Raw genomic sequence first — 22,433 nt, forward strand, 5'->3', positions numbered from 1 at the left:
AAACTCTCTGATTCAGAAATCTTAATTAATGGAATGTCAAAAGGACTTATAACTAAAGGGAGGTAGGCTCCTTGGTTGACGTAAATGAATTCGAATTTATGAAAATTGGTTTAGCTTCACCGGATAAAATTCGTTCTTGGTCCTATGGGGAAGTAAAAAAACCTGAGACAATTAACTATCGTACATTAAAACCTGAGAAAGATGGTCTTTTCTGCGAACGCATATTTGGTCCGACGAAAGACTGGGAATGTCACTGTGGAAAATACAAACGCGTTCGATATAAAGGTGTAGTATGTGACCGATGTGGTGTAGAAGTAACGCGAGCAAAAGTTCGACGTGAACGTATGGGACACATCGAACTTGCGGCGCCAGTTTCACACATTTGGTACTTTAAAGGAATTCCAAGCCGTATGGGGCTCATTCTTGATATGTCTCCAAGGGCATTGGAAGAAGTAATTTATTTTGCTTCTTATGTAGTAATCGATCCTGGCGTTACAAACTTAGAGAAGAAACAACTTTTATCTGAAAAAGAATATCGTACTTGCCGTGAAAAGTTTGGTAATAGCTTTGAAGCAGGAATGGGTGCAGAAGCTATCAAAAAACTTCTAGAGCAAATTGACCTAGAGGAAGAAGCAAATAAATTAAAAGAAGAATTAAAAACAGCTCAAGGTCAACGTCGCACCCGAGCAATTAAACGCCTTGAAGTCATTGAATCATTCCGCAGTTCTGGAAATAGACCAGAGTGGATGGTATTAGAGGTGCTTCCGGTTATCCCACCAGAGCTTCGACCAATGGTACAGCTGGATGGTGGCCGATTCGCAACATCTGACTTAAACGATTTATATCGTCGTGTTATTAACCGTAACAATCGTTTAAAACGCCTTTTAGATTTAGGGGCTCCTAGCATTATTGTTCAAAACGAAAAACGCATGTTGCAAGAAGCGGTAGATGCATTGATTGATAATGGACGTAGAGGTCGTCCTGTAACGGGACCGGGTAATCGACCATTAAAATCTTTGTCACACATGTTAAAAGGTAAACAAGGACGTTTCCGTCAAAACTTGCTTGGTAAACGTGTAGACTATTCTGGTCGTTCCGTTATCGTCGTTGGTCCAACGTTAAAAATGTATCAATGTGGTCTACCTAAAGAAATGGCGATTGAATTATTTAAGCCTTTTGTAATGAAAGAGTTAGTTGAAAGAGGCTTGGCTCACAACATTAAGAGCGCAAAACGCAAAATTGAACGTATGCACAACGAAGTATGGGATGTGCTTGAAGACGTAATTAAAGAACATCCAGTGTTACTTAACCGTGCCCCAACGCTACACAGATTGGGAATTCAAGCGTTCGAACCAACTTTAGTTGAAGGTCGTGCAATACGACTACACCCGCTTGTATGTACAGCTTATAACGCTGACTTCGACGGTGACCAAATGGCGGTTCACGTGCCGTTATCAGCTGAAGCTCAAGCGGAAGCTCGTTTACTGATGCTTGCTGCACAAAACATCCTAAATCCAAAAGACGGTAAGCCGGTTGTAACACCTTCCCAAGACATGGTATTAGGAAACTACTATTTAACTCTTGAGCGCAAAGGTGCTCGTGGAGAAGGTTCAGTATTCTCTAGTCCAGATGAAGTGTTAATTGCTTACCAAAACGGTAATGTGCACCTGCATAGCCGAATTGCCGTAAAAGCAAGCTCTTTAAACAATAAAACATTTACGGAAGAGCAAAATAAAAAAATCTTGATTACAACAGTAGGTAAAATTATCTTTAATGAAATTTTGCCAGAGTCTTTCCCATACATTAACGAACCAACATCTTACAACTTGGAAGTAGCTACACCAGATAAATACTTTGTCAGCTTAACAATCGATGATGAGCTACTAAAAGAACTAGAAGCTTCAGAAGAATATAATCAACTATCTGAACAAGAAAAAATCGAATATCAGCGTAAAGCGGTATTGAAAAAATACATTGAGGATCAAGAGTTGATTACTCCATTCCGTAAAAAATTCTTAGGAAGCATTATTGCGGAAGTATTCAAGCGATTCCATATTACAGAGACATCCAAAATGCTAGACCGCATGAAAGATTTAGGATTTAAATATTCAACGCGTGCGGGTATTACAGTAAGTATTTCAGATATCGTTGTATTACCTGAAAAAGGTGAAATTTTAGATAAAGCTCAGAAAAAAGTTGATAAAGTAATGCAACAATTCCGTCGCGGTTTAATTACAGAAGAAGAACGTTATGACCGCGTAATTTCAAGCTGGTCTGAAGCAAAAGATGAAATCCAAGCAAAACTAATGAACTCTTTACCAAGATTGAATCCGATCTTCATGATGAGTGACTCCGGTGCCCGTGGTAACGCATCGAACTTCACTCAGCTTGCAGGTATGCGTGGACTCATGGCCAACCCAGCTGGTCGTATTATCGAACTTCCAATTAAATCTTCATTCCGTGAAGGTTTAAGCGTATTGGAATACTTCATTTCAACACACGGTGCCCGTAAAGGTCTTGCGGATACTGCGCTAAAAACTGCGGACTCTGGTTATTTAACTCGCCGTCTTGTTGACGTTGCACAAGACGTGATTATTCGTGAAGAAGATTGCGGTACAGACCGTGGATTAACGATCGGTGCGTTAATGGATGGTACTGAAGTAATTGAAACGCTTGAAGAACGTATTGTTGGACGCTATGCTAAGAAAACAATTCGTCATCCTGAAACTGGCGAAATAATCTTAGAGCGCGACAATTTAATTACGCAAGATATTGCTCGAAAAATTATTGATGCTGGTATTGAAAAAGTATCAATCCGTTCAGCATTCACATGTAATACAAAACATGGTGTATGTAAAAAATGTTATGGTATCAACTTAGCAACTGGTGAAGAGGTTGAAGTGGGAGAAGCGGTTGGAATTATCGCTGCTCAATCAATCGGTGAACCAGGTACACAGTTAACGATGCGTACATTCCACACTGGTGGGGTTGCTGGTAACGACATTACGCAAGGTCTTCCACGTATTCAGGAGATCTTCGAGGCGCGTAATCCAAAAGGTCAGGCTCTTATTTCAGAAATTAAAGGTGTCGTTACTGAAGTTGAAGAAAGTCGAGACGGCTTAAGAGAAATTACTGTTGTTGGTGAAATTGAAACTCGTAAATATCAAGCTCCTTACAATGCACGATTGAAAGTTGCTGTAGGTGACGAAGTAGAACAAGGTCAAATTCTAACTGACGGTTCAATTGATCCAAAACAATTATTAAAAGTCAAAGACGTAGCAACGGTACAAGAATATTTATTAAAAGAAGTTCAAAAAGTATACCGTATGCAAGGGGTAGAAATCGGGGACAAACACATCGAAGTAATGGTACGTCAAATGCTTCGAAAAGTTCGTGTAATTGAAGCTGGAGATACAGACTTACTTCCTGGAACACTCCTCGATGTTCACCAATTCACAGAAGCAAATAAAGAAGCGATTATGAATGGTAAAGTACCTGCAACATGTCGTCCAGTTATCCTTGGAATTACGAAAGCTTCGCTTGAAACGGAATCCTTCTTATCTGCTGCATCATTCCAAGAAACAACTCGTGTATTAACAGATGCTGCAATTAAAGGTAAGCGAGATCCGCTACTCGGATTGAAGGAGAACGTAATTCTAGGAAAACTTGTTCCAGCAGGTACAGGTATGCAAAGATATCGTCAAATCAAGATCAAAGAAGAGCCTGTTAGCGCTCTAGAAGAATTAACATCAGCCGAATAATTCGGAAAACATTTCAGTGAAAATACAAGAGCTTGAGTCTCCGAAGTTGTAAACAAACATTATGCGATAGGGAGGCTCAAGCCATTTTCACTGGATGAATAATGGAATAAATTCATTAAATCGTTTACTTGCTCTGTTTCTATACTTATCAAAAAAATTTTTTAACTCAATTACAAAAAAAATTGACAGATTGAAATGATAATGATAATATACTTAGGGTTGATAGTAACTGTCTGTACTTCGGAGGATATTGTCAATGTCTTATGAAAAAGTTAAACAGGCAAGTAAAACAATCATTGGTACAAAGCAAGCAGTAAAAGCAATAAAAGCTGGCCGAGTAAAAGAGCTCATTGTAGCACAAGATGCAGAAGAGAGAATAACAGAACCGGTTATTGCCCTTGCAAAGGAAAATGGAATTCCGGTAGATCTTGTGGAATCAAGAAAAGAGCTTGGCAAAGCGTGCGGAATCCAAGTTGGAGCTGCAGTTGTTGCGATTGCTGCGGAGTAGTTTTTGTGGAAAAACACAAAAGCTTTGTTTTTACCCTAAAAATGAACCACCTGGATATGTGGTATTAAAAAACGATAACATGAAGGGAGGAAAAACCGATGCCTACAATTAACCAATTGGTACGTAAGCCTCGTAAATCTAAAATTACTAAATCAAAATCACCTGCGTTAAACAAAGGTTACAATAGCTTTAAAAAGTCTCTTACAAACGTTAATTCACCTCAAAAACGCGGAGTATGTACACGTGTTGGTACAATGACACCGAAAAAACCAAACTCAGCGTTACGTAAATATGCACGTGTTCGTTTAACAAACCAAATCGAGGTTACAGCTTACATTCCTGGTGAAGGTCACAACTTACAAGAACACAGCGTTGTATTAATTCGCGGTGGACGTGTAAAAGACTTACCAGGGGTACGTTACCACATCATTCGCGGTGCGCTTGACACTGCAGGTGTAAACGGCCGTATGCAATCACGCTCTTTATACGGTACGAAAAAACCAAAAGAGAAAAAATAATAAAAATTCGTAATACTCGTTGAAAGGAGGAAAACACATGCCTCGTAAAGGTCCTGTTTCCAAACGTGACGTGTTACCTGATCCGATTTACAATTCAAAATTAGTAACACGTTTAATTAATAAAATCATGATTGACGGTAAAAAAGGTACAGCGCAAAAAATTCTTTACAGTGCGTTCGATATTGTAAAAGAACGTTCAGGCAAAGATCCATTAGAAGTGTTTGAAGAAGCATTAAATAATGTAATGCCAGTTCTTGAGGTACGTGCTCGCCGTGTTGGTGGTTCTAACTATCAAGTACCGGTTGAAGTTCGTCCAGACCGTCGTATTACTCTAGGTCTTCGCTACCTAGTGAACTACGCTCGTCTTCGCGGTGAAAAAACAATGGAAGAGCGCTTAGCTAACGAAATCCTAGATGCAGCAAACAACACTGGTGCTGCAGTGAAAAAACGCGAAGATATGCATAAAATGGCAGAAGCAAACAAAGCCTTTGCACACTATCGTTGGTAATCTAAATTTTGTACTAGCTTTTTGCTAGTACAAAATTTAAATATAACACTTTTTTAGTCTAAACCCAATTTGGAAGGAGACAATTCCCTATGAAACGCGAATTCTCTCTAGAGAATACACGTAATATTGGGATCATGGCTCATATTGATGCTGGTAAAACAACAACAACTGAGCGTATCCTTTATTACACTGGTAAGATTCACAAAGTCGGTGAAACTCACGAAGGTGCCTCTCAAATGGACTGGATGGAGCAAGAGCAAGAACGTGGTATTACAATCACTTCTGCTGCTACAACGGCTCAGTGGAAAGGTCACCGCATTAACGTCATCGACACTCCGGGACACGTGGACTTCACTGTAGAGGTTGAACGTTCATTACGTGTACTTGACGGTGCAGTTACAGTACTAGATGCTCAATCTGGTGTTGAACCACAAACTGAAACTGTATGGCGCCAAGCTACAACATACGGAGTTCCTCGTATCGTATTTGTTAACAAAATGGACAAAACTGGTGCCGACTTCTTATACTCAGTAAATACTTTACATGATCGTCTTCAAGCGAATGCGCATCCAATTCAATTACCTATTGGTGCGGAAGATCAATTTAAAGGTATTATTGACTTGGTTGAAATGAATGCGACATTCTACGGTAACGACGAAGGTACAGATGTTACTGTAGGAGAAATTCCAGAAGAATACAAAGCACAAGCTGAAGAATACCGTGAAAAATTAATTGAAGCAGTAGCTGAACTTGATGAAGAATTAATGGAAAAATACTTCTCTGGTGAAGAAATTACAGTAGAAGAATTAAAAGCTGCAATCCGTAAAGCAACAATTGCGGTACAATTCTACCCTGTACTTTGCGGTACTGCGTTCAAACATAAAGGTGTTCGTAAAATGCTTGATGCAGTAATCGACTACTTACCTTCACCACTCGATATTCCTGCTATTAAGGGTATCGTGCCAAAAACTGAAGAAGAAACTGAGCGTCATGCAAGTGACGAAGAGCCATTCTCAGCATTGGCATTCAAAGTTATGACTGACCCATATGTAGGTAAGTTAACATTCTTCCGTGTGTATTCAGGTATTCTAGATTCTGGTTCATACGTTCTTAACTCTACAAAAGGTAAACGTGAACGTATTGGACGTCTTCTACAAATGCACGCAAATCACCGTGAAGAAATTTCAAAAGTATTCGCAGGGGATATTGCTGCAGCAGTAGGTTTAAAAGATACAGTAACTGGTGACACACTTTGTGATGAGAAAAACCCAGTTATCTTAGAATCAATGGAATTCCCAGAACCAGTTATTTCGGTTGCTATTGAACCAAAATCAAAAGCAGACCAAGATAAAATGAGTACAGCTCTTGGAAAACTTCAAGAGGAAGACCCAACATTCCGTGCTCATACTGACCAAGAAACAGGTCAAACAATCATCTCTGGTATGGGTGAGCTTCACCTTGATATCATTGTTGACCGTTTAAGACGTGAATTCAAAGTGGAAGCTAACGTAGGTGCTCCACAAGTTTCATATCGTGAAACATTCCGTACAACTGCTCAAGTTGAAGGTAAATTTGTTCGCCAATCTGGTGGTCGTGGTCAATACGGTCACGTTTGGATCGAATTCTCTCCAAATGAAGAAGGAGCAGGCTTTGAATTTGAAAACGCGATTGTCGGTGGGGTAGTACCTCGTGAATACATCCCAGCTGTAGAAGCAGGTTTAAAAGACGCTATGGAAAATGGTGTACTAGCTGGATACCCAGTGATTGACATCAAAGCGAAATTATTCGATGGTTCTTACCACGATGTTGACTCTAACGAAATGGCGTTCAAAATCGCTGCATCCATGGCACTTAAAAATGCTGCAGCAAAATGTAACCCTGTATTACTTGAACCAATAATGAAAGTTGAAGTTGTAATACCAGAAGAATATCTAGGCGATATCATGGGTCACGTAACTGCACGTCGCGGTCGTGTTGAAGGTATGGAAGCACGCGGTAACGCACAAGTGGTTCGTGCTATGGTTCCACTTGCTGAGATGTTCGGATATGCAACTACATTACGTTCTGCTACTCAAGGTCGCGGTGTATTCTCAATGGTATTTGACCACTATGAAGAAGTACCAAAATCAATTGCAGAAGAAATTATCAAAAAAAATAAAGGTGAATAATAATTGAAATCTCACCTTTAATCAAGTATAAATAATTTGTAAGCTATGATTGTTTGACAAGAAAGTCATTTCTTGTCAGCAGTTGTAAAAATAAAAAATACAAGTAATAGGAGGCTTTCTCTAATGGCTAAAGAAAAATTTGATCGTTCAAAACCACACGTTAACATTGGTACAATTGGTCACGTTGACCATGGTAAAACTACTTTAACTGCTGCTATCGCAACAGTTCTTGCGAAAAAAACTGGTGGTGAAGCTAAATCTTACGACCAAATCGACAACGCACCAGAAGAAAAAGAACGTGGTATCACAATCAACACTTCTCACGTTGAATATGAAACTGAAAAACGCCACTATGCACACGTAGACTGCCCAGGACACGCTGACTACGTTAAAAACATGATCACTGGTGCTGCTCAAATGGACGGCGGTATCTTAGTAGTATCTGCAGCTGACGGTCCAATGCCACAAACTCGTGAGCACATCTTACTTTCTCGTCAAGTAGGTGTACCATACTTAGTAGTATTCTTAAACAAATGTGACATGGTTGACGACGAAGAATTATTAGAATTAGTAGAAATGGAAGTTCGTGACTTACTTTCAGAATATGACTTCCCAGGTGACGAAGTTCCTGTAATTAAAGGTTCTGCTCTTAAAGCTCTTGAAGGAGATGCTGAGTGGGAAGCAAAAATCGTTGAATTAATGGATGCAGTTGACGAATACATTCCAACTCCACAACGTGAAACTGATAAACCATTCATGATGCCAGTAGAGGACGTATTCTCTATCACTGGTCGTGGTACAGTTGCTACTGGTCGTGTAGAACGCGGTCAAGTTAAAGTTGGTGACGAAGTAGAAATCATCGGTTTAGCTGATGAGCCAACAAAAACAACTGTAACAGGTATCGAAATGTTCCGTAAATTACTTGACTATGCTGAAGCTGGTGACAACATCGGTGCTTTATTACGTGGTATTTCACGTGACGAAGTTCAACGCGGTCAAGTATTAGCAAAACCAGGCTCAATTACACCACACACAGCTTTCAAAGCACAAGTTTACGTATTATCTAAAGAAGAAGGTGGACGCCATACTCCATTCTTCTCTAACTATCGTCCACAATTCTACTTCCGTACTACAGACGTAACTGGTGTAATCACTTTACCAGAAGGTGTAGAAATGGTTATGCCTGGCGATAACATCGAAATGACTGTAGAATTAATCTCTCCTATCGCGATTGAAGAAGGTACTAAATTCTCTATCCGTGAGGGTGGACGTACTGTAGGAGCAGGTTCTGTATCTGAAATCATTAAATAATAAACGTAAATAGCTTACGATTGAACCATCTTGTAGTTTATCTACAAGATGGTTTTTTTGGTGCGCCCGGCATGTACATGAACTATAGGGTGTAAGTCCCGAACCCCGAAGACAGAAGTAGAGGTTAGCCAAGAGCAAGGGTGTCCGTGGTGACGCGGAATCTGAAGGAAGCTGGAGGCAAAACACCGGTCCGAGGAACACGAACCTCATATAAGGCTAGGTATGATTGAGTGAGTTTGCCAAACAAAACAAAGCTCTTTCTGTCGAAGGTCATATCGAGTAAATGAGGGTTCTTTGTCAAATGGTGTTGGTGAATAAATTTTAGTGACATTATTTGGTAATATGTAATCGGATGGCTTAGGGGAAATTCGAGGTTCCCCTAAGCTGTTTTTATTTTCGCTAAGTTTTGGGTAATGAATATTCGGTTTCTAAAGTGATAGAAGGATCGATAACCGAAAGAAATGCGTTTAATCACTTTGATTTTGTTATTAATCCCCTCTAAAATGCCGTTATTATAATCGTACTTTAGCGTATTCTCGACATAATTGATGTATTTGTTGATTGTCTTGATGGCGGTTTTCATATAGCTGGAAACGATATTTTGTTTATTCTCTAATGTTTTCTTTAGGAGCTCAAAGTCTTTGGTTTTGATGTAATGTCGAACGTATTGGTATAACTCATAGGACGCTTTTAATTCAGAATCTAAATCAATGAGATAGTGGAGAATCTCCACCTCACACATATGCTTTTTAAAGCAACGATGATATGTATAGTTCTTATAATCAAGTTTTGTTTGATCTTTCAGAAGGAGCTTCCAGTATTTTTTCAATTTATTGTAATTCTTTTTATCCCGATTCATGACGTTGATGCGCGTTTTGTTTAAAGCTCTGCTAAATAGTTGGAGGATATGGAATTTGTCGAGTACGATTTCCGCTTTAGGGAAAACTTCTTGGATTAAGGAAATATAAGGGCTATACATATCGATGACAATCGTTTTTACCGCATCTCTCGCCTTCTTGGAATACCGTAAGAAATACTCTTTGAGGACAGATAATCTCCGGTCCTCCACGATATCCACAATCTCCCCCGTTTCAGAGTCGCAGAAAATAAAGGACATCGCTCCAGCTGCGGATTTCACTGATTTAAACTCATCAAAACACAAATGCTTTGGAAGGTAGTGAACATTTGGTTGATAGTAGCTATAAAAGCTGTCAATGACACGACTGACAGTGGCATGAGAAACATTATGTTTCATCGCAATATCTTTTTCGGATATTTTATCTTTGGCGTTTAAAGCAATCGATACTTTGGTATTGTTGGAAATACAACAGTTTTTAGCCACGACGCTCGTTTTTAAAGTAAACGTGGAATGACAATGTTTACAGAAATAACGCTGTTTACGCAATTTTAAGTAGGTATGAAAACCTGAAATGCTAGGCATTTTAATGAGAGACGTTTTAAAACCGTGTTTAATGATTTGATCATCAAAGACATGTCCACAAGCATAACAAGCTTTTGGTTGATACGTTAACGTCCCATGAAAGACTTTCGCTTTTACTTTTTTGATTGTTTCGGTAGAACAAAAATTTTCATCAAATGTGATATTTTTGTCTTTTATATTGAGTAGGTTTCGTATAGAATGATGGTGAGACATGTGACACAACTCCTTTGGAAAATGTGTTTTGGCGATTACATTTTACCAGAGTTTTGTCACTGTCTCATTTTTTTTGTTCAAAAAAATTGGTGCTGGTTTATACTCACCAACACCAAATATTATAGAGCCTAAATGAGGCGGATAGATGGTGTGAAAGTGCATGTACTTACCCGGGGAGGTCTGGCGGATAAGTGAAGTACGCTTCATAACCTACTTAGTGATAAGTAGCTGAACCGTCAGAAGTCAGCAGAGGTCATAGTATTAGTTGGTCTAGAACAACTAAGAAGGACCGAACAATTAAGAGAGAATAGCCCTTGGCATTCAGTGAGTCATGATGAACACAGAAAACGTAGTACCTCACTTGAGGAAGGAAGCGGTGAATCCCGTGGGGGACCTCTTGGAGGGTGGAGTGACCACTGGCATAAAGAGAACAGCTATTCACGGAAGGAGAATAACGATGCTTTTGAATCAAATCCTGTCACGGGAGAACATGCTTCAAGCATTAAAACGTGTAGAACAGAATAAAGGAAGCCATGGAGTAGATATGATGCCCGTACAAAACTGCTCATGCTCCTGTCAAGTAGACATTTTTATCCGCCCCGTATTAATCCAAATTTATGCTGCTTTTGTTCTATATTCCATCGGGCTCATTTTTAGTTTAGTTACGATACGTTTGGTGTTATAATAATTAATATAGTTTTCTACTGCTTCGTAAATTTCTCGTACAGTTTCGGGTTGACTAAAACATCCAAGTTCAACCTTCAGATGACTAAAGAAATTTTCAATGCAGGCATTGTCCCAGCAGTTGCCTCTGCGGGACATGGATTGAGTTATCTCCATCTCACGGAGATACTCTTGATAATCGGGATTAGTAAAGTGAGTGCCTTGGTCACTATGGAGAATCGCTCCTTTACTATATCCCCTTTTTTTAAGCATTTCTAAGGCGCGATACACTAATTTCATTTCCAAACTTGTCCCCATTGAATAAGCCACGATTTCCTCATTAAATAAGTCTTTAATGGCACAGAGATATACCCATTTTTGACGTCCTCTTTTCACGCGAATATACGTAATATCAATGGAAAACTTTACTCCTTCTCGAATGGCTTTGAAGTTACGGCTAAGAAGATTGGGAATTTTTCCATGAACACTTGGACGATATCTAAATTTCTTTTGGCGAATTTTGCATACCAATCCATATTTCCTCATTAAACGGGCAATCCGTTTTTCATTGATGACTAACCCATATTGTCTTTCCAATTCAATTTTGATTCGTTTTCTCCCCACAGTACCACGGTGATCGTTAAACACCTTTAGGATATAAGGGATTAACCGTTCATCAATTTGATCACGATGTTTTTCTCCATTTCTCTTTAACCATTTATAATAACCCGCACGGGATACATTGGCGATTTCCGCTAAAATAGAAATCGGATATTGTTCTGCGTAAGCGTGAATAAAGGCAAATTGTTGTTCTTTATCATTCACCCCTTTCTTAGATCTAACAACTTTTTTAAGTATTCGTTCTCCAACTGTAATAGAAGATATTTTTCTTCCAAAGATTTTTCAACAGGCGACTGTTTCTGTTTAGCTACTTTTTCTCTTTTGGTTAAGAGAGCTTCATAGCCTCCTTCTTTCACAATTTTCACCCATTCAGAGACTCTTCTCCGATGAATGTTATATATTTTAGCTACCTCTGTGGAAGAATACCCTTCGAAATATTTTTCAATGACTTGTTTTTTGAATTCAAATGTGTAATATCGATATTTTTTCGCCATTTCCATATCCTCCATTCATGTACGAAGTACGCCACCATTGACACCTACCTGATTGTCCGTAGTGATTGTAGATTGCAGATGATCTCAAAAAATAGCTCCTTGCGCTCACTCCGTTTGTCATTGTACTACGGACAAATCGATTCTAAGTACTTGTTGGCGGGGCCCCGACCCCATCCACCAAGTACTAAGAATCGTGGTAGGTGTCAATGGCATTGCAGCTACGCTGTGGCTTTTTAATAAACCCAATAAATTCCCACATTTTATATTTATTATGCTCATCTTATGGGCGCTTTAATGTGTAAACTTTACAGGTATAATAGCAAACTTACGACAGCACATAGTCGAAAACTGGCTATCTATTAAGGAGGCAATTCTCAAGGGAACTTATGAACCAATGCCAGTCCGCAGAGTCGAAATCCCGAAACCTGACGGCGGTGTTCGTTTACTAGGAATCCCTACCGTAACAGACCGTTTGATTCAACAAGCAATCGCCCAAGTACTTTCAAAAGTGTATGACTGTATTTGATAAGCTAAAACTGAGCCACCATCGCAATTGAAAAGTGAGCCACTTTATATGAAAATAATCCTAACTTTATAGAGTTAGGAGCGTATAGAGGTGATTTCATTGGAAAAGAAACAGAAAGTGTTAATTGGCTTTCATCAAGAAAATAAAAGTCAACGTCAAATTGCGAAGGAGCTTGGGATTTCTAGAAATACTGTTAAAAAGTACATTCAAGAGGATCTTGAAAAAAGAAAGCAAGATATTCGAGAGTTACCTGTTACAGATAACTATGTAACGCCTCCGTCGTATAAAAAACGAAAAGGAAATAAACGTGCTTTAACACAGACGGTGATGAAACGTATTCGAAAAATGTTAAAAGAAAACGAATACAAACGACAACATCAAATGCACAAGCAACAACTAAAAATAATTGATATTCATGAAAAGTTACTAGATGAAGGTTTTAAAATTAGTTACACCACTGTTAGAAATTTTGTAAATAGTGAGGTAAAACGTCTACAAGAAGTCTATATTCGTCAAAAGGCAACTGCTGGTCATGAGATTGAATTTGACTGGGGAGAAGTTAAGTTAACGATTAATCAAACACGTCGTTCTTTTTCAATGGCGGTCTTTACCCTCCCTTATAGTAATGATCGATTTGCATTGTTATATGAATCTGAAACAATGGTTTGCGTACAAGATGCACATGTAAAATGTATTAACTACTTAGGCTTTGTACCAGAGGTATTTACTTACGATAATATGCGAACAGTGGTAAAGCGATTTATCGGAACTGAACGTGAGATTACGGATGGGATGAAGAATTTATCGATGCATTATCACTTTAAAATTCGATTATGTGAGCCACGTAAAGGTAATCAAAAGGGGCATGTGGAGCGAAGTGTAGAGTATATTCGCCGTAAAGCATTTGCCCATCGAGATACATTTGCGAGTTTAGAAGAAGCCCAAACTTATCTTACAGAAATCGTCATGAAATTAAATTTACGTCCTCATTATAAGAAAAAGAAAACACATCATGAATTAATGTTAGAAGAACGTGTAACTAAAGCAACAAGTGCAGATATTATCCCATTTGATGCATCTGAATTACATGAGTTTAGGGTAGACAAATACAGCACGATTACCTTCAGACAAAATCATTATTCTGTACCAGAGGGACATGTTGGAGAATGGGTAAAAGTGAAAGTAAGTGCAGAAAAATTAATGATTTTCAGTAATGATGCATGTATCGCAACCCACAAACGTTGTTGGCAGAGCCACCAGTGGATTATGGATATCTATCATTATTTACACACCTTTAAAAAGAAAAAAGGTGCATTAGCTCAAAGTGAATGTTTGAGTCAAGCACCAACAAAAATAAAAAATATCTACAATGACTATTATATTGGAAATGAACGAGATTTTCTAGAGTTACTTATCTATTTAAAAGAGCATAGCAATTTAGAAAAGGTCTTAGCGGCAATTGAACAACTTCAGAAGAACCATACGGTTCAAATAACAACAGAGAAGATTATTTTCTTAGCCAATCAAGCAGAACCTATTCATAAAACTGTGCAGTCCAAAAATGAGGTCACCACCCAATCTCTTGAAAACCTTTCAGCCATAACGGCTTTATTTGAGATGAAAAAGACAGGGGTGCTTCATTAATGGATAAGCGACAAGAAATGATTGAGATGTGTAAAGAACTGCGATTGCCAAGCATTCGCTCATTTATTCAAGAAGATGATATGTGGAAACAACATCAGACAGCAGAGGATTTTTTATATCACGCACTCGTGCAAGAAATGCAGGATCGAGAAGTACGAGCAAAAGCAAATCGGATCCGTTTAGCAAATTTTCCAGAAAAGAAATTATTAACTGAATTAGAGACTGAGAGATTACCGCAAAATGCGGCCTCTCGCCTCCCACATTTAAAAAAATTAGATTTTATTCAAGAAAAACAAAACGTCTTATTAATTGGATCGCCAGGTACAGGTAAAACTCATATTGCGATTGGTTTAGGTATTGAAGCCTGTTTAGCAGGGTATAAGGTATATTTCACCACAGTTTCGTCCCTAGTCAATCAATTAAAGGAAAGCCGTTCTGAAAGAACATTACGTTCTTTTGAATTGAAGTTTGAAAAGTATGATTTAGTAATCATCGATGAACTTGGTTATATTTCTTTTGATAAAGAAGGTGCGGAATTATTATTTACTCACCTTTCACTAAGGGCAGGACGAGCATCAACCATTATAACGAGTAATTTATCATTTGATCGCTGGGAAGAAGTCTTTCATGATCCAGTGTTAACAGCAGCTTTAACAGACCGACTAACACATAGAGCTTATATGGTAGATATGGTGGGTCCATCTTATCGAATATTAGATACAAAAGAATGGATGGAAAATAGTCAGGTTTAGTGGCTCAATTTTTAATTAATAAATGGCTCAAATTTAACTTGCGAAATACATATGACCCTACATTCTCTGAAAACAGCTACGGATTTCGACCAAACCGAAGTGCTCATGATGCGGTGAGGAAAGCGAAAGAATATATAAGAGATGGATATCGATGGGTTGTAGATATGGACTTGGAGAAATTCTTTGATAAGGTCAACCATGACAGATTAATGGGTACACTCGCGAAGAGAATCCAAGATAAACCATTACTGAAATTGATTCGTAAGTATTTACAATCGGGCGTCATGATTAATGGTGTGGTGTCAAGCACATTAGAAGGAACTCCACAAGGAGGACCATTAAGTCCGCTACTATCTAACATTGTACTAGATGAACTAGATAAAGAATTGGAAAGAAGAGGACACAAATTCGTTCGATATGCGGATGACTGTAACATTTACGTGAAAAGTAAACGAGCAGGACTTCGCACAATGGCAAGTATCCAGCGATTTATTGAAGGAAAACTACGACTGAAAGTAAATGAAAAGAAATCAGCGGTCGACCGTCCATGGAAACGTAAGTTTCTAGGATTTAGCTTTACCTATCATAAAGAGCCAAAGGTTCGTATCGCAAAAGAAAGCCTTAAACGAATGAAGAATAAAGTTCGTGAAATCACATCACGCAAGATGCCCTACCCGATGGAATACCGCATTCAGAAACTGAATCAATATCTAATGGGATGGTGTGGATATTTTGCGTTAGCAGACACCAAATCTATATTCCCTGAATTAGATAAATGGATTCGTAGAAGACTTCGAATGTGTCTATGGAAGAACTGGAAGAAACCGAAAACAAAGATACGCAACCTTATTCAACTTGGCGTACCACAATGGCAAGCGTATGAATGGGGAAATACTCGGAAGAGTTATTGGCGTATTTCAAATAGTCCAATATTACACAGAACCCTTGGTAACTCCTATTGGAGAAACCAAGGGCTGAAAAGTCTTGAAGCTCGTTATGAAAACTTGCGTCAATGATCTTAATTGAACCGCCGTATACGGAACCGTACGTACGGTGGTGTGAGAGGACGGGAGTTAATCGCTCCCTCCTACTCGATGTAAAAAAGAAAACCCCCTGCTAGGCAGGGGGTTCCGTATAGCTTATAGCGAGGTATTAAAAAAGATCCCACTTGATGCTAAAATAAATTTTGGTTCGCCAACCAAATTTTAGTATCAAGGAGGGACCTATTATGTCTTCTGACATAAATAGTTTAGCACATACTAAATGGAATTGTAAGTATCACATTGTATTTGCACCAAAATATAGAAGACAGATAATCTATGGAAAGATAAAGAAAGATATAGGACAAATATTAAGACAACTATGTGAAAGAAAAGGTGTAGAAATTATTGAAGCTACCGCATGTAAAGACCACATACATATGTTGGTTAGTATTCCACCGAAATTAAGTGTTTCATCATTCGTGGGATATTTAAAAGGAAAAAGTAGTTTAATGATATTCGATCGACATGCCCATTTAAAATATCGATATGGAAACAGAAAATTTTGGTGTAGAGGATTTTATGTGGATACGGTAGGCAGAAATAAAAAGGTAATAGAAGAATATATTCAAAATCAAATACAAGATGATATCATTGCGGATCAACTCAGTATGGAAGAATTTATTGATCCATTTACAGGTGAAGAGATAAAAAGAAAATCGAGGAAAAAATAAAAGAGACCCTTTAAGGGTCAGCTGGAAAAGTAGTGCGGTTGGCGAACCATTCGATGCCCCTTTAGGGGTTGGCCAGTAATAAAGGCTTCTAGCCGCAGAACAAACCACCCGTTCACACGGGTGGTTTTGATTAGTGCGCCTGGCATGGGTGTAATCTATAGGGTGTAAGTCCCGAACTGTGAAGGCAGAAGTAACAGTTAGCTTAACGCAAGGGTGTCCGTGGTGACGCGGAATCTGAAGGAAGCGAGCGGCAAACTTCCGGTCTGAGGAACACGAACTTCATATAAGGCTAGGTATCATTGGATGAGTTTGCTAAACAAAACAAAGTCCTTTCTGCCAAAGGTGGTACAGAGTAAATGAAGCAGATAGATGGAAGGAAAGATTACATTCTTACCCGGGGAGGTCTGGCGGATATGTGAAGTACGCTTCATAACCTACTTAGTGATAAGTAGCTGAACCGTCAGAAGTCAGCAGAGGTCATAGTATTAGTTGGTTTAGAACTACTAAGAAGGACCGAACAATTAAGAGAGAATAGCCCTTGGCATTCAGTGAGTCATGATGAACACAGAAAACGTAGTACCTCACTTGAGGAAGGAAGCGGTGAATCCCGTGGGAGACCTCTTGGAGGGTGGAGTGACCACTGGCATAAAGAGAACAGCTATTCACGGAAGTTATAAAGACTTGCGTCAATCATCTTAATTGAACCGCCGTATACGGAACCGTACGTACGGTGGTGTGAGAGGACGGGAGTTAATCGCTCCCTCCTACTCGATTTTTTTCTATAGCTAAAGTGAATATTGTTTATTCAAAATATGTATTTCATTTATATGCTCTTTCCCTCTTATAATATTATTAAGGAGATTTTGGAATCTTCAAAATCATTGTTCGAATTATTGAGGGGGATGCGGTATTATGGCAAATTACGTTACAGTGGGGAATTTACAAGTAGAAAAAGTGTTATACGATTTTGTAAATGAGCAAGTTTTGCCTGATGCAGAAGTAAATAAAGATGAATTTTGGGCAGGATTTGATACATTAATTCATGACTTAACGCCGGAAAATAAAGAACTTCTTGAAAAGCGAAGAGAATTAGAAGAGGCAATTCATAACTGGCATAAAGAAAATAAAGATCACTTTCATTTCGATCAATATAAAAAATTCCTTGAAGATATCGGCTACATTGAACCGAAAGTAGAAGACTACCATATTACAACTGAAAACGTTGACGAAGAAATTTCGTTTCAAGCTGGTCCTCAATTAGTTGTACCAGTAAACAATGGACGTTATGCTCTGAACGCTGCCAATGCTCGTTGGGGAAGCCTTTACGATGCATTATACGGTACTGATGCCATTAGCGAGGAAGATGGAGCGGAGAAAGGAAACAGCTACAATCCAGTTCGTGGCCAGAAAGTAATTGAATATTCGAAGAAGTTTTTAGATCAAGCAGTTCCTTTAAAAGATGCAACTCATTTAGATGTTACAAAATATGCGATTGTAAACGGAAAGCTAGTTGCTACACTTTCAAATGGCAATGAAACAGGACTTGTGGATGAATCAAAAGCTGTGGGGTATAACGGGTCGCCAGAAGAACCTTCTGTAGTTTTATTAAAGAATAATGACCTGCACATTGAAATTGTAATCGATCGAAATCATCCTGTAGGAAAATCAGATCCGGCTGGTATTAAGGACATTATTTTAGAATCAGCTGTGACGACAATAATGGACTGTGAGGACTCTGTTGCTGCAGTTGATGCAGAAGATAAAGTAGAAGTATACAGCAACTGGTTAGGATTAATTAGAGGAGATTTATCAGCTACTTTTGATAAAGGTTCGAAAATAATGACTCGTACGTTAAATCCTGACCGCACGTATAAAGGGGTTAACGGTGAAGACATTACATTACCAGGTCGCTCATTAATGTTTGTCCGCAATGTAGGTCACTTAATGACAACAAACGCCATTTTAGATAAAAATGGAGAAGAAATCCCAGAAGGAATTATGGATGGTGTCATTACGAGCTTAATTGCTAAACTTGATATATTAGGTAAAACAAAATACAAAAATTCGAAAAAAGGCTCTATTTATATTGTAAAACCAAAAATGCACGGTTCAAAAGAAGTAGCATTTACAAACAAATTATTTGGTAGAATTGAAGATTTAATTGGGCTTGAGCGTTACACATTAAAGGTTGGGGTAATGGATGAAGAACGTCGTACGTCTCTAAACTTAAAAAATTGCATTAAAGAAGTAAAAGAACGGATTGTCTTCATTAACACGGGATTCTTAGATAGAACAGGTGATGAAATTCATACATCAATGGAAGCAGGTCCAATGATTCGCAAAAATGAAATGAAATCTTCTGTTTGGTTAAATGCATATGAAAGATCAAATGTATTCGTAGGATTAAATTGCGGTTTACAAGGCCGTGCCCAAATTGGTAAAGGAATGTGGGCAATGCCTGACTTAATGGCTGCAATGCTAGAGCAAAAAATCGCTCATCCAAAAGCAGGAGCCAATACAGCTTGGGTACCATCACCAACAGCTGCAACGTTGCATGCCATCCACTATCATTTAGTAGATGTAAAAGAAGTTCAAAGAGGTATTACTGACTTTGAAGATTTACAAGATGATATTCTTCAAATTCCTGTAGAGAAAAATCCAAACTGGAGCCCAGAAGAAATTCAAGAAGAGTTGGACAACAACTGTCAAGGAATTTTAGGATACGTAATTCGCTGGGTAGAACAAGGAGTTGGATGTTCAAAAGTACCAGACATTAACGATATTGGATTAATGGAAGACCGTGCAACACTTCGTATTTCCAGCCAACATATCGCAAACTGGCTACATCATGGAATTGTGACAAAAGAACAAGTGTATGAAACGCTTAAACGTATGGCTGTAGTGGTGGATAAACAAAATGCTGATGATCCAAACTATCGCCCAATGGCTCCAAACTTCGAAGAGTCTGTTGGTTTCCAAGCAGCTTGCGACCTCATTTTCAAAGGATATGAGCAACCAAATGGTTATACTGAACCAATCCTTCATAAGCGACGCCTTGAAGCGAAACAAAAATATGGCGTTGTAAGTACAAACTAATTATAAAAAGACATCCCTTCCAAAATAGATAACCATTTTGGAAGGATGTCTTTTTTATTTCGTAATAAATTGCTGGGCTAATTCAATAAATTCTCTTACAGCGAAAGATAAATATTTATTCTTTTTCCAAGTCAATCCTAACTCTAGAAAAAGATTTTCATGTTTGAAAGGAATTGAAACAATTTTTTCATTTTGAAGTTTTTCACATATTTTTTTTGGAAGTAACGCAATCCCTACTTTAGCAGCCACCATCTCAACGATTAAATCTTTCTGTGATGATTCACAAGCTATTGTAGGGTAGAACCCATTTTTTGAACATTCTTCTATAATGCGATCGTACAATGTAAAATCTTTGCGATATATAATAAAATCTTCTTTCTCTAACCGGGACATTTCAACGGATGACAATGTAGCAAGTGGATGGTCTTTATGAACAATTAACATTAACGGATCTTTTAATATACTAATAGATTCTAATTGATCGTTTGGAGCACATAAATTACAAATGAGTCCTATATCCAATTCTCCTTCTTCTACCCCTTGCCGAATTTTTTTCGTCCCAACTTCCGTTAGTTTAATTTCAATATAAGGATACTTTTCTTTATATAAACTAATTAATTTTGAAAAAAACTCCACACCTACAATCGGTGGAATTCCAATACGAATTTCTCCTTTTTTCAACTCCATTAAATCCGTTAATTCTGAACGTAAATTTTTAAAGGCGGCTAATACATGTTGTGCATTTGCTAATACCGCCTTTCCTGCATCCGTCAACTCCAATTGTTTTGAAGAGCGGTAAAATAAAGGTACACCAAGCTCGGCTTCTAAATTTTGAATGGCTTTACTAATGGATGGTTGTGATACGTGTAAAGTGGAAGCAGCTTTCGTGAAACTCAAATGTTTGGCTACTTCTGTAAAATACTCGATTTGGCGGATGTCCACTACAAACATCTCCTTTTTACGCACTATTTGTTCTTTGTTCCATTATACTAATTTACATACATATTTCTCATAAAAAGAGAATAAAATTGATTTTCTTAAACAAAGTGCAAAATATATTACAATCACTACCGTCGCATAAATGATGTCTGAATTTTCAGTTTTATTTTTTCTGGACTTTAGAGAAAAAACGAAAACACCTAAGCGAGGGTAGTAAACATCCATTTTTTTACTATAACCTATGACTTGTGCAACAACGACTGGCAAACCTTTATGGGACGCCGTTTCCTTCGATTTTTCGTAACCAAATGTGAGCGGATTTCCACAAAGAAGCCTTTAAATAGCGACTAATTTGTAAGTAACTGCGTTCGCTATTTGTGTTCAACTGAGCTAAAATATTCAGACAGTACACTATCATGGCTACGTACACTTGATTATGCACAGCTTGTTCACTGTGACCAAAAAACTTTTTAATGTTCAGATGTTGTTTCATCCATTTGAAAAAAAGTTCGATTGCCCAACGTGATTGGTAGATTTCTGCAATTTCATCTGCGTCAATGTCAAACCGATTTGTCAGTAAATGAAGCTCATTTCCTTTTGTATCATGCAATTTGAGTAAGCGAAACACGTTTTCAGAACGATTTTGTGGTGTTCCAATGACAACCATTTCATCAGAGAATACGGGTGAATCTTCTGGTAACGAAAAGGATTCTAACACTCGGACAACAGCGTTTTTACGCAAACGGGTCACAAAGAAATAGCCATCTTCCGTCATTTGATCAAAGCGCCCATAATCCAAGTAACCACGATCAAACACGTACATGCATTCTTTGTCATCCACGAATACTTCTAGTTGACCACGATCATGTTCGTTGGCATTCGTGAGTACGGCTTGATCTGGATAGGAGAGTCCTTTTTCCATAAAAACAAGTCGTAAGTGAAGCTTTACTCCTGATTTTGTTTTTCGAAACTCTGCCCACTTATGATTGGTCAAATTAAGCGGTAATGTACTCGAATCAATGATTTTTAGTGGCGTTGTCAGCTTTCTTCGCTTTTGAAAATGTGTTTTCTCATGAATTTGAGCCACTAAATCAAGAAAAATCGATTGAAAGAAAACCGTTGGAATGGCGTTGATTCGTCTCCCTAACTGTGAAAAACTAATCGATTCCAATCCCGTTGCTCGTTGTAATTCTTCTAAAAAGACAGCGTCACTCAACGCCCGTAAACTCTCGGTTTCATGGAGTTGGGCATACAAAAGCAGTTTCATAAATGAAGCCATATAAAGCTTCTTGGTATAGTGATTTAATTGATGTGTTTTCACTAGGTCGTCAAATAATGGACGATTAATCGGTGAAAACCATTGTTCAAATGATGTTTTTCGTGTAAACTTATCCATGGTTTTGTCCTTTGTATTGGATTTGGATGGTTTACTACCACCCAACCATTATAAAGGATTTTTTTGTGTTTAGATTATATTTCAGAAAGTTCGGTTTATTTGAAGGTGTTAAATTATTTTAATGCGACGCTAGTGTATTACAATATAATATAAAAATTTT

At 38.2% G+C, this 22,433-nt stretch carries 18 protein-coding genes and 1 pseudogene; 14 read left to right on the forward strand and 5 right to left on the reverse strand.

Annotated features, from left to right (window positions below; genetic code table 11):
- Window positions 1-71: 71 nt before the first annotated feature.
- From rpoC to tuf, 6 genes are all read left to right on the forward strand, one after another.
- On the forward strand, window positions 72-3,761 hold the full coding sequence (gene rpoC, locus NST98_RS13355) for a DNA-directed RNA polymerase subunit beta' (RefSeq protein WP_340715314.1): 3,690 nt from the start codon (window positions 72-74) through the stop codon (window positions 3,759-3,761).
- A 256-nt stretch (window positions 3,762-4,017) separates the two neighbouring features.
- Complete coding sequence (locus NST98_RS13360) at window positions 4,018-4,269, forward strand: 50S ribosomal protein L7ae-like protein (protein WP_016838548.1); 252 nt, start codon at window positions 4,018-4,020, stop codon at window positions 4,267-4,269.
- Between the two features lie 98 nt (window positions 4,270-4,367).
- Window positions 4,368-4,787 (forward strand): 30S ribosomal protein S12, encoded by a 420-nt coding sequence (gene rpsL, locus NST98_RS13365; RefSeq protein WP_016838549.1) that lies wholly within the window; start codon window positions 4,368-4,370, stop codon window positions 4,785-4,787.
- Window positions 4,788-4,824: 37 nt separating this feature from the next.
- Window positions 4,825-5,295, forward strand: a complete 471-nt coding sequence (gene rpsG, locus NST98_RS13370; protein ID WP_016838550.1) for a 30S ribosomal protein S7 — start codon at window positions 4,825-4,827, stop codon at window positions 5,293-5,295.
- 89 nt (window positions 5,296-5,384) lie between these two features.
- Complete coding sequence (gene fusA, locus NST98_RS13375) at window positions 5,385-7,463, forward strand: elongation factor G (RefSeq protein ID WP_016838551.1); 2,079 nt, start codon at window positions 5,385-5,387, stop codon at window positions 7,461-7,463.
- Window positions 7,464-7,586: 123 nt separating this feature from the next.
- Window positions 7,587-8,774: an elongation factor Tu gene (tuf, locus tag NST98_RS13380; protein WP_016838552.1), complete on the forward strand. Its 1,188-nt coding sequence runs from the start codon at window positions 7,587-7,589 to the stop codon at window positions 8,772-8,774.
- A 379-nt stretch (window positions 8,775-9,153) separates the two neighbouring features.
- Here tuf and NST98_RS13385 read toward each other — a convergent pair whose 3' ends face one another.
- Window positions 9,154-10,428: an ISL3 family transposase gene (locus NST98_RS13385; RefSeq protein ID WP_340715043.1), complete on the reverse strand. Its 1,275-nt coding sequence runs from the start codon at window positions 10,426-10,428 to the stop codon at window positions 9,154-9,156.
- A gap of 331 nt (window positions 10,429-10,759) precedes the next feature.
- On the opposite strand from NST98_RS13385, the gene NST98_RS13390 reads away from it, so the two are divergent.
- A complete protein-coding gene (locus NST98_RS13390) occupies window positions 10,760-11,113 on the forward strand; it encodes a hypothetical protein (protein WP_340715315.1) in 354 nt (117 codons plus the stop codon).
- Here NST98_RS13390 and NST98_RS13395 read toward each other — a convergent pair.
- Window positions 11,044-11,916 (reverse strand): IS3 family transposase, encoded by an 873-nt coding sequence (locus tag NST98_RS13395; protein ID WP_096550742.1) that lies wholly within the window; start codon window positions 11,914-11,916, stop codon window positions 11,044-11,046. The two genes, NST98_RS13390 and NST98_RS13395, sit on opposite strands and share 70 nt — an antisense overlap.
- Window positions 11,913-12,206, reverse strand: a complete 294-nt coding sequence (locus NST98_RS13400) for a helix-turn-helix domain-containing protein (RefSeq protein ID WP_172597841.1) — start codon at window positions 12,204-12,206, stop codon at window positions 11,913-11,915. Before NST98_RS13400 ends, NST98_RS13395 begins: the two co-directional genes overlap by 4 nt.
- Before the next feature lie 316 nt (window positions 12,207-12,522).
- Between NST98_RS13400 and NST98_RS13405 the strand changes: the two are divergent.
- From NST98_RS13405 to NST98_RS13435, 7 genes and pseudogenes are all read left to right on the forward strand, one after another.
- Window positions 12,523-12,723, forward strand: a pseudogene (locus tag NST98_RS13405) (group II intron reverse transcriptase/maturase); the annotation flags it as partial.
- 108 nt (window positions 12,724-12,831) lie between these two features.
- The gene (istA, locus tag NST98_RS13410; RefSeq protein ID WP_340715316.1) at window positions 12,832-14,376 is read left to right on the forward strand and encodes an IS21 family transposase; all 1,545 of its coding nucleotides are present in this window, start codon (window positions 12,832-12,834) and stop codon (window positions 14,374-14,376) included.
- Window positions 14,376-15,128: an IS21-like element helper ATPase IstB gene (gene istB / locus NST98_RS13415; RefSeq protein WP_340715317.1), complete on the forward strand. Its 753-nt coding sequence runs from the start codon at window positions 14,376-14,378 to the stop codon at window positions 15,126-15,128. The genes istA and istB overlap by 1 nt, the downstream gene beginning before the upstream one ends.
- Complete coding sequence (gene ltrA / locus NST98_RS13420; RefSeq protein ID WP_340715318.1) at window positions 15,128-16,144, forward strand: group II intron reverse transcriptase/maturase; 1,017 nt, start codon at window positions 15,128-15,130, stop codon at window positions 16,142-16,144. Before istB ends, ltrA begins: the two co-directional genes overlap by 1 nt.
- 212 nt (window positions 16,145-16,356) lie before the next feature.
- The gene (gene tnpA / locus NST98_RS13425; protein WP_340715319.1) at window positions 16,357-16,842 is read left to right on the forward strand and encodes an IS200/IS605 family transposase; all 486 of its coding nucleotides are present in this window, start codon (window positions 16,357-16,359) and stop codon (window positions 16,840-16,842) included.
- A gap of 555 nt (window positions 16,843-17,397) precedes the next feature.
- A complete protein-coding gene (locus tag NST98_RS13430; RefSeq protein ID WP_172597779.1) occupies window positions 17,398-17,541 on the forward strand; it encodes a hypothetical protein in 144 nt (47 codons plus the stop codon).
- A gap of 213 nt (window positions 17,542-17,754) precedes the next feature.
- Window positions 17,755-19,938 (forward strand): malate synthase G, encoded by a 2,184-nt coding sequence (locus NST98_RS13435; protein ID WP_340704684.1) that lies wholly within the window; start codon window positions 17,755-17,757, stop codon window positions 19,936-19,938.
- A 54-nt stretch (window positions 19,939-19,992) separates the two neighbouring features.
- Here the strand turns inward: NST98_RS13435 and NST98_RS13440 are convergent, their stop codons facing one another.
- On the reverse strand, window positions 19,993-20,880 hold the full coding sequence (locus NST98_RS13440; RefSeq protein WP_016839362.1) for a LysR family transcriptional regulator: 888 nt from the start codon (window positions 20,878-20,880) through the stop codon (window positions 19,993-19,995).
- A gap of 268 nt (window positions 20,881-21,148) precedes the next feature.
- The gene (locus tag NST98_RS13445) at window positions 21,149-22,273 is read right to left on the reverse strand and encodes an IS4 family transposase (protein WP_340715320.1); all 1,125 of its coding nucleotides are present in this window, start codon (window positions 22,271-22,273) and stop codon (window positions 21,149-21,151) included.
- Between the last annotated feature and the right edge of the window lie 160 nt (window positions 22,274-22,433).

It is taken from the genome of Ureibacillus sp. FSL W8-0352 (assembly GCF_038004345.1).
Lineage (GTDB): Bacteria > Bacillota > Bacilli > Bacillales_A > Planococcaceae > Ureibacillus > Ureibacillus thermosphaericus.

Excerpts from the sequence above, each read along its gene's own strand:
- NST98_RS13430 (WP_172597779.1), top strand. The coding sequence starts at position 17,398 with ATGATGAACACAGAAAACGTAGTACCTCACTTGAGGAAGGAAGCGGTG.
- NST98_RS13435 (WP_340704684.1), top strand. The coding sequence starts at position 17,755 with ATGGCAAATTACGTTACAGTGGGGAATTTACAAGTAGAAAAAGTGTTA.
- istB (WP_340715317.1), top strand. The coding sequence starts at position 14,376 with ATGGATAAGCGACAAGAAATGATTGAGATGTGTAAAGAACTGCGATTG.
- fusA (WP_016838551.1), top strand. The coding sequence starts at position 5,385 with ATGAAACGCGAATTCTCTCTAGAGAATACACGTAATATTGGGATCATG.
- NST98_RS13445 (WP_340715320.1), bottom strand. The coding sequence starts at position 22,273 with ATGGATAAGTTTACACGAAAAACATCATTTGAACAATGGTTTTCACCG.
- NST98_RS13360 (WP_016838548.1), top strand. The coding sequence starts at position 4,018 with ATGTCTTATGAAAAAGTTAAACAGGCAAGTAAAACAATCATTGGTACA.
- NST98_RS13390 (WP_340715315.1), top strand. The coding sequence starts at position 10,760 with ATGATGAACACAGAAAACGTAGTACCTCACTTGAGGAAGGAAGCGGTG.
- rpsG (WP_016838550.1), top strand. The coding sequence starts at position 4,825 with ATGCCTCGTAAAGGTCCTGTTTCCAAACGTGACGTGTTACCTGATCCG.
- tuf (WP_016838552.1), top strand. The coding sequence starts at position 7,587 with ATGGCTAAAGAAAAATTTGATCGTTCAAAACCACACGTTAACATTGGT.
- NST98_RS13385 (WP_340715043.1), bottom strand. The coding sequence starts at position 10,428 with ATGTCTCACCATCATTCTATACGAAACCTACTCAATATAAAAGACAAA.
- rpsL (WP_016838549.1), top strand. The coding sequence starts at position 4,368 with ATGCCTACAATTAACCAATTGGTACGTAAGCCTCGTAAATCTAAAATT.
- tnpA (WP_340715319.1), top strand. The coding sequence starts at position 16,357 with ATGTCTTCTGACATAAATAGTTTAGCACATACTAAATGGAATTGTAAG.
- NST98_RS13400 (WP_172597841.1), bottom strand. The coding sequence starts at position 12,206 with ATGGCGAAAAAATATCGATATTACACATTTGAATTCAAAAAACAAGTC.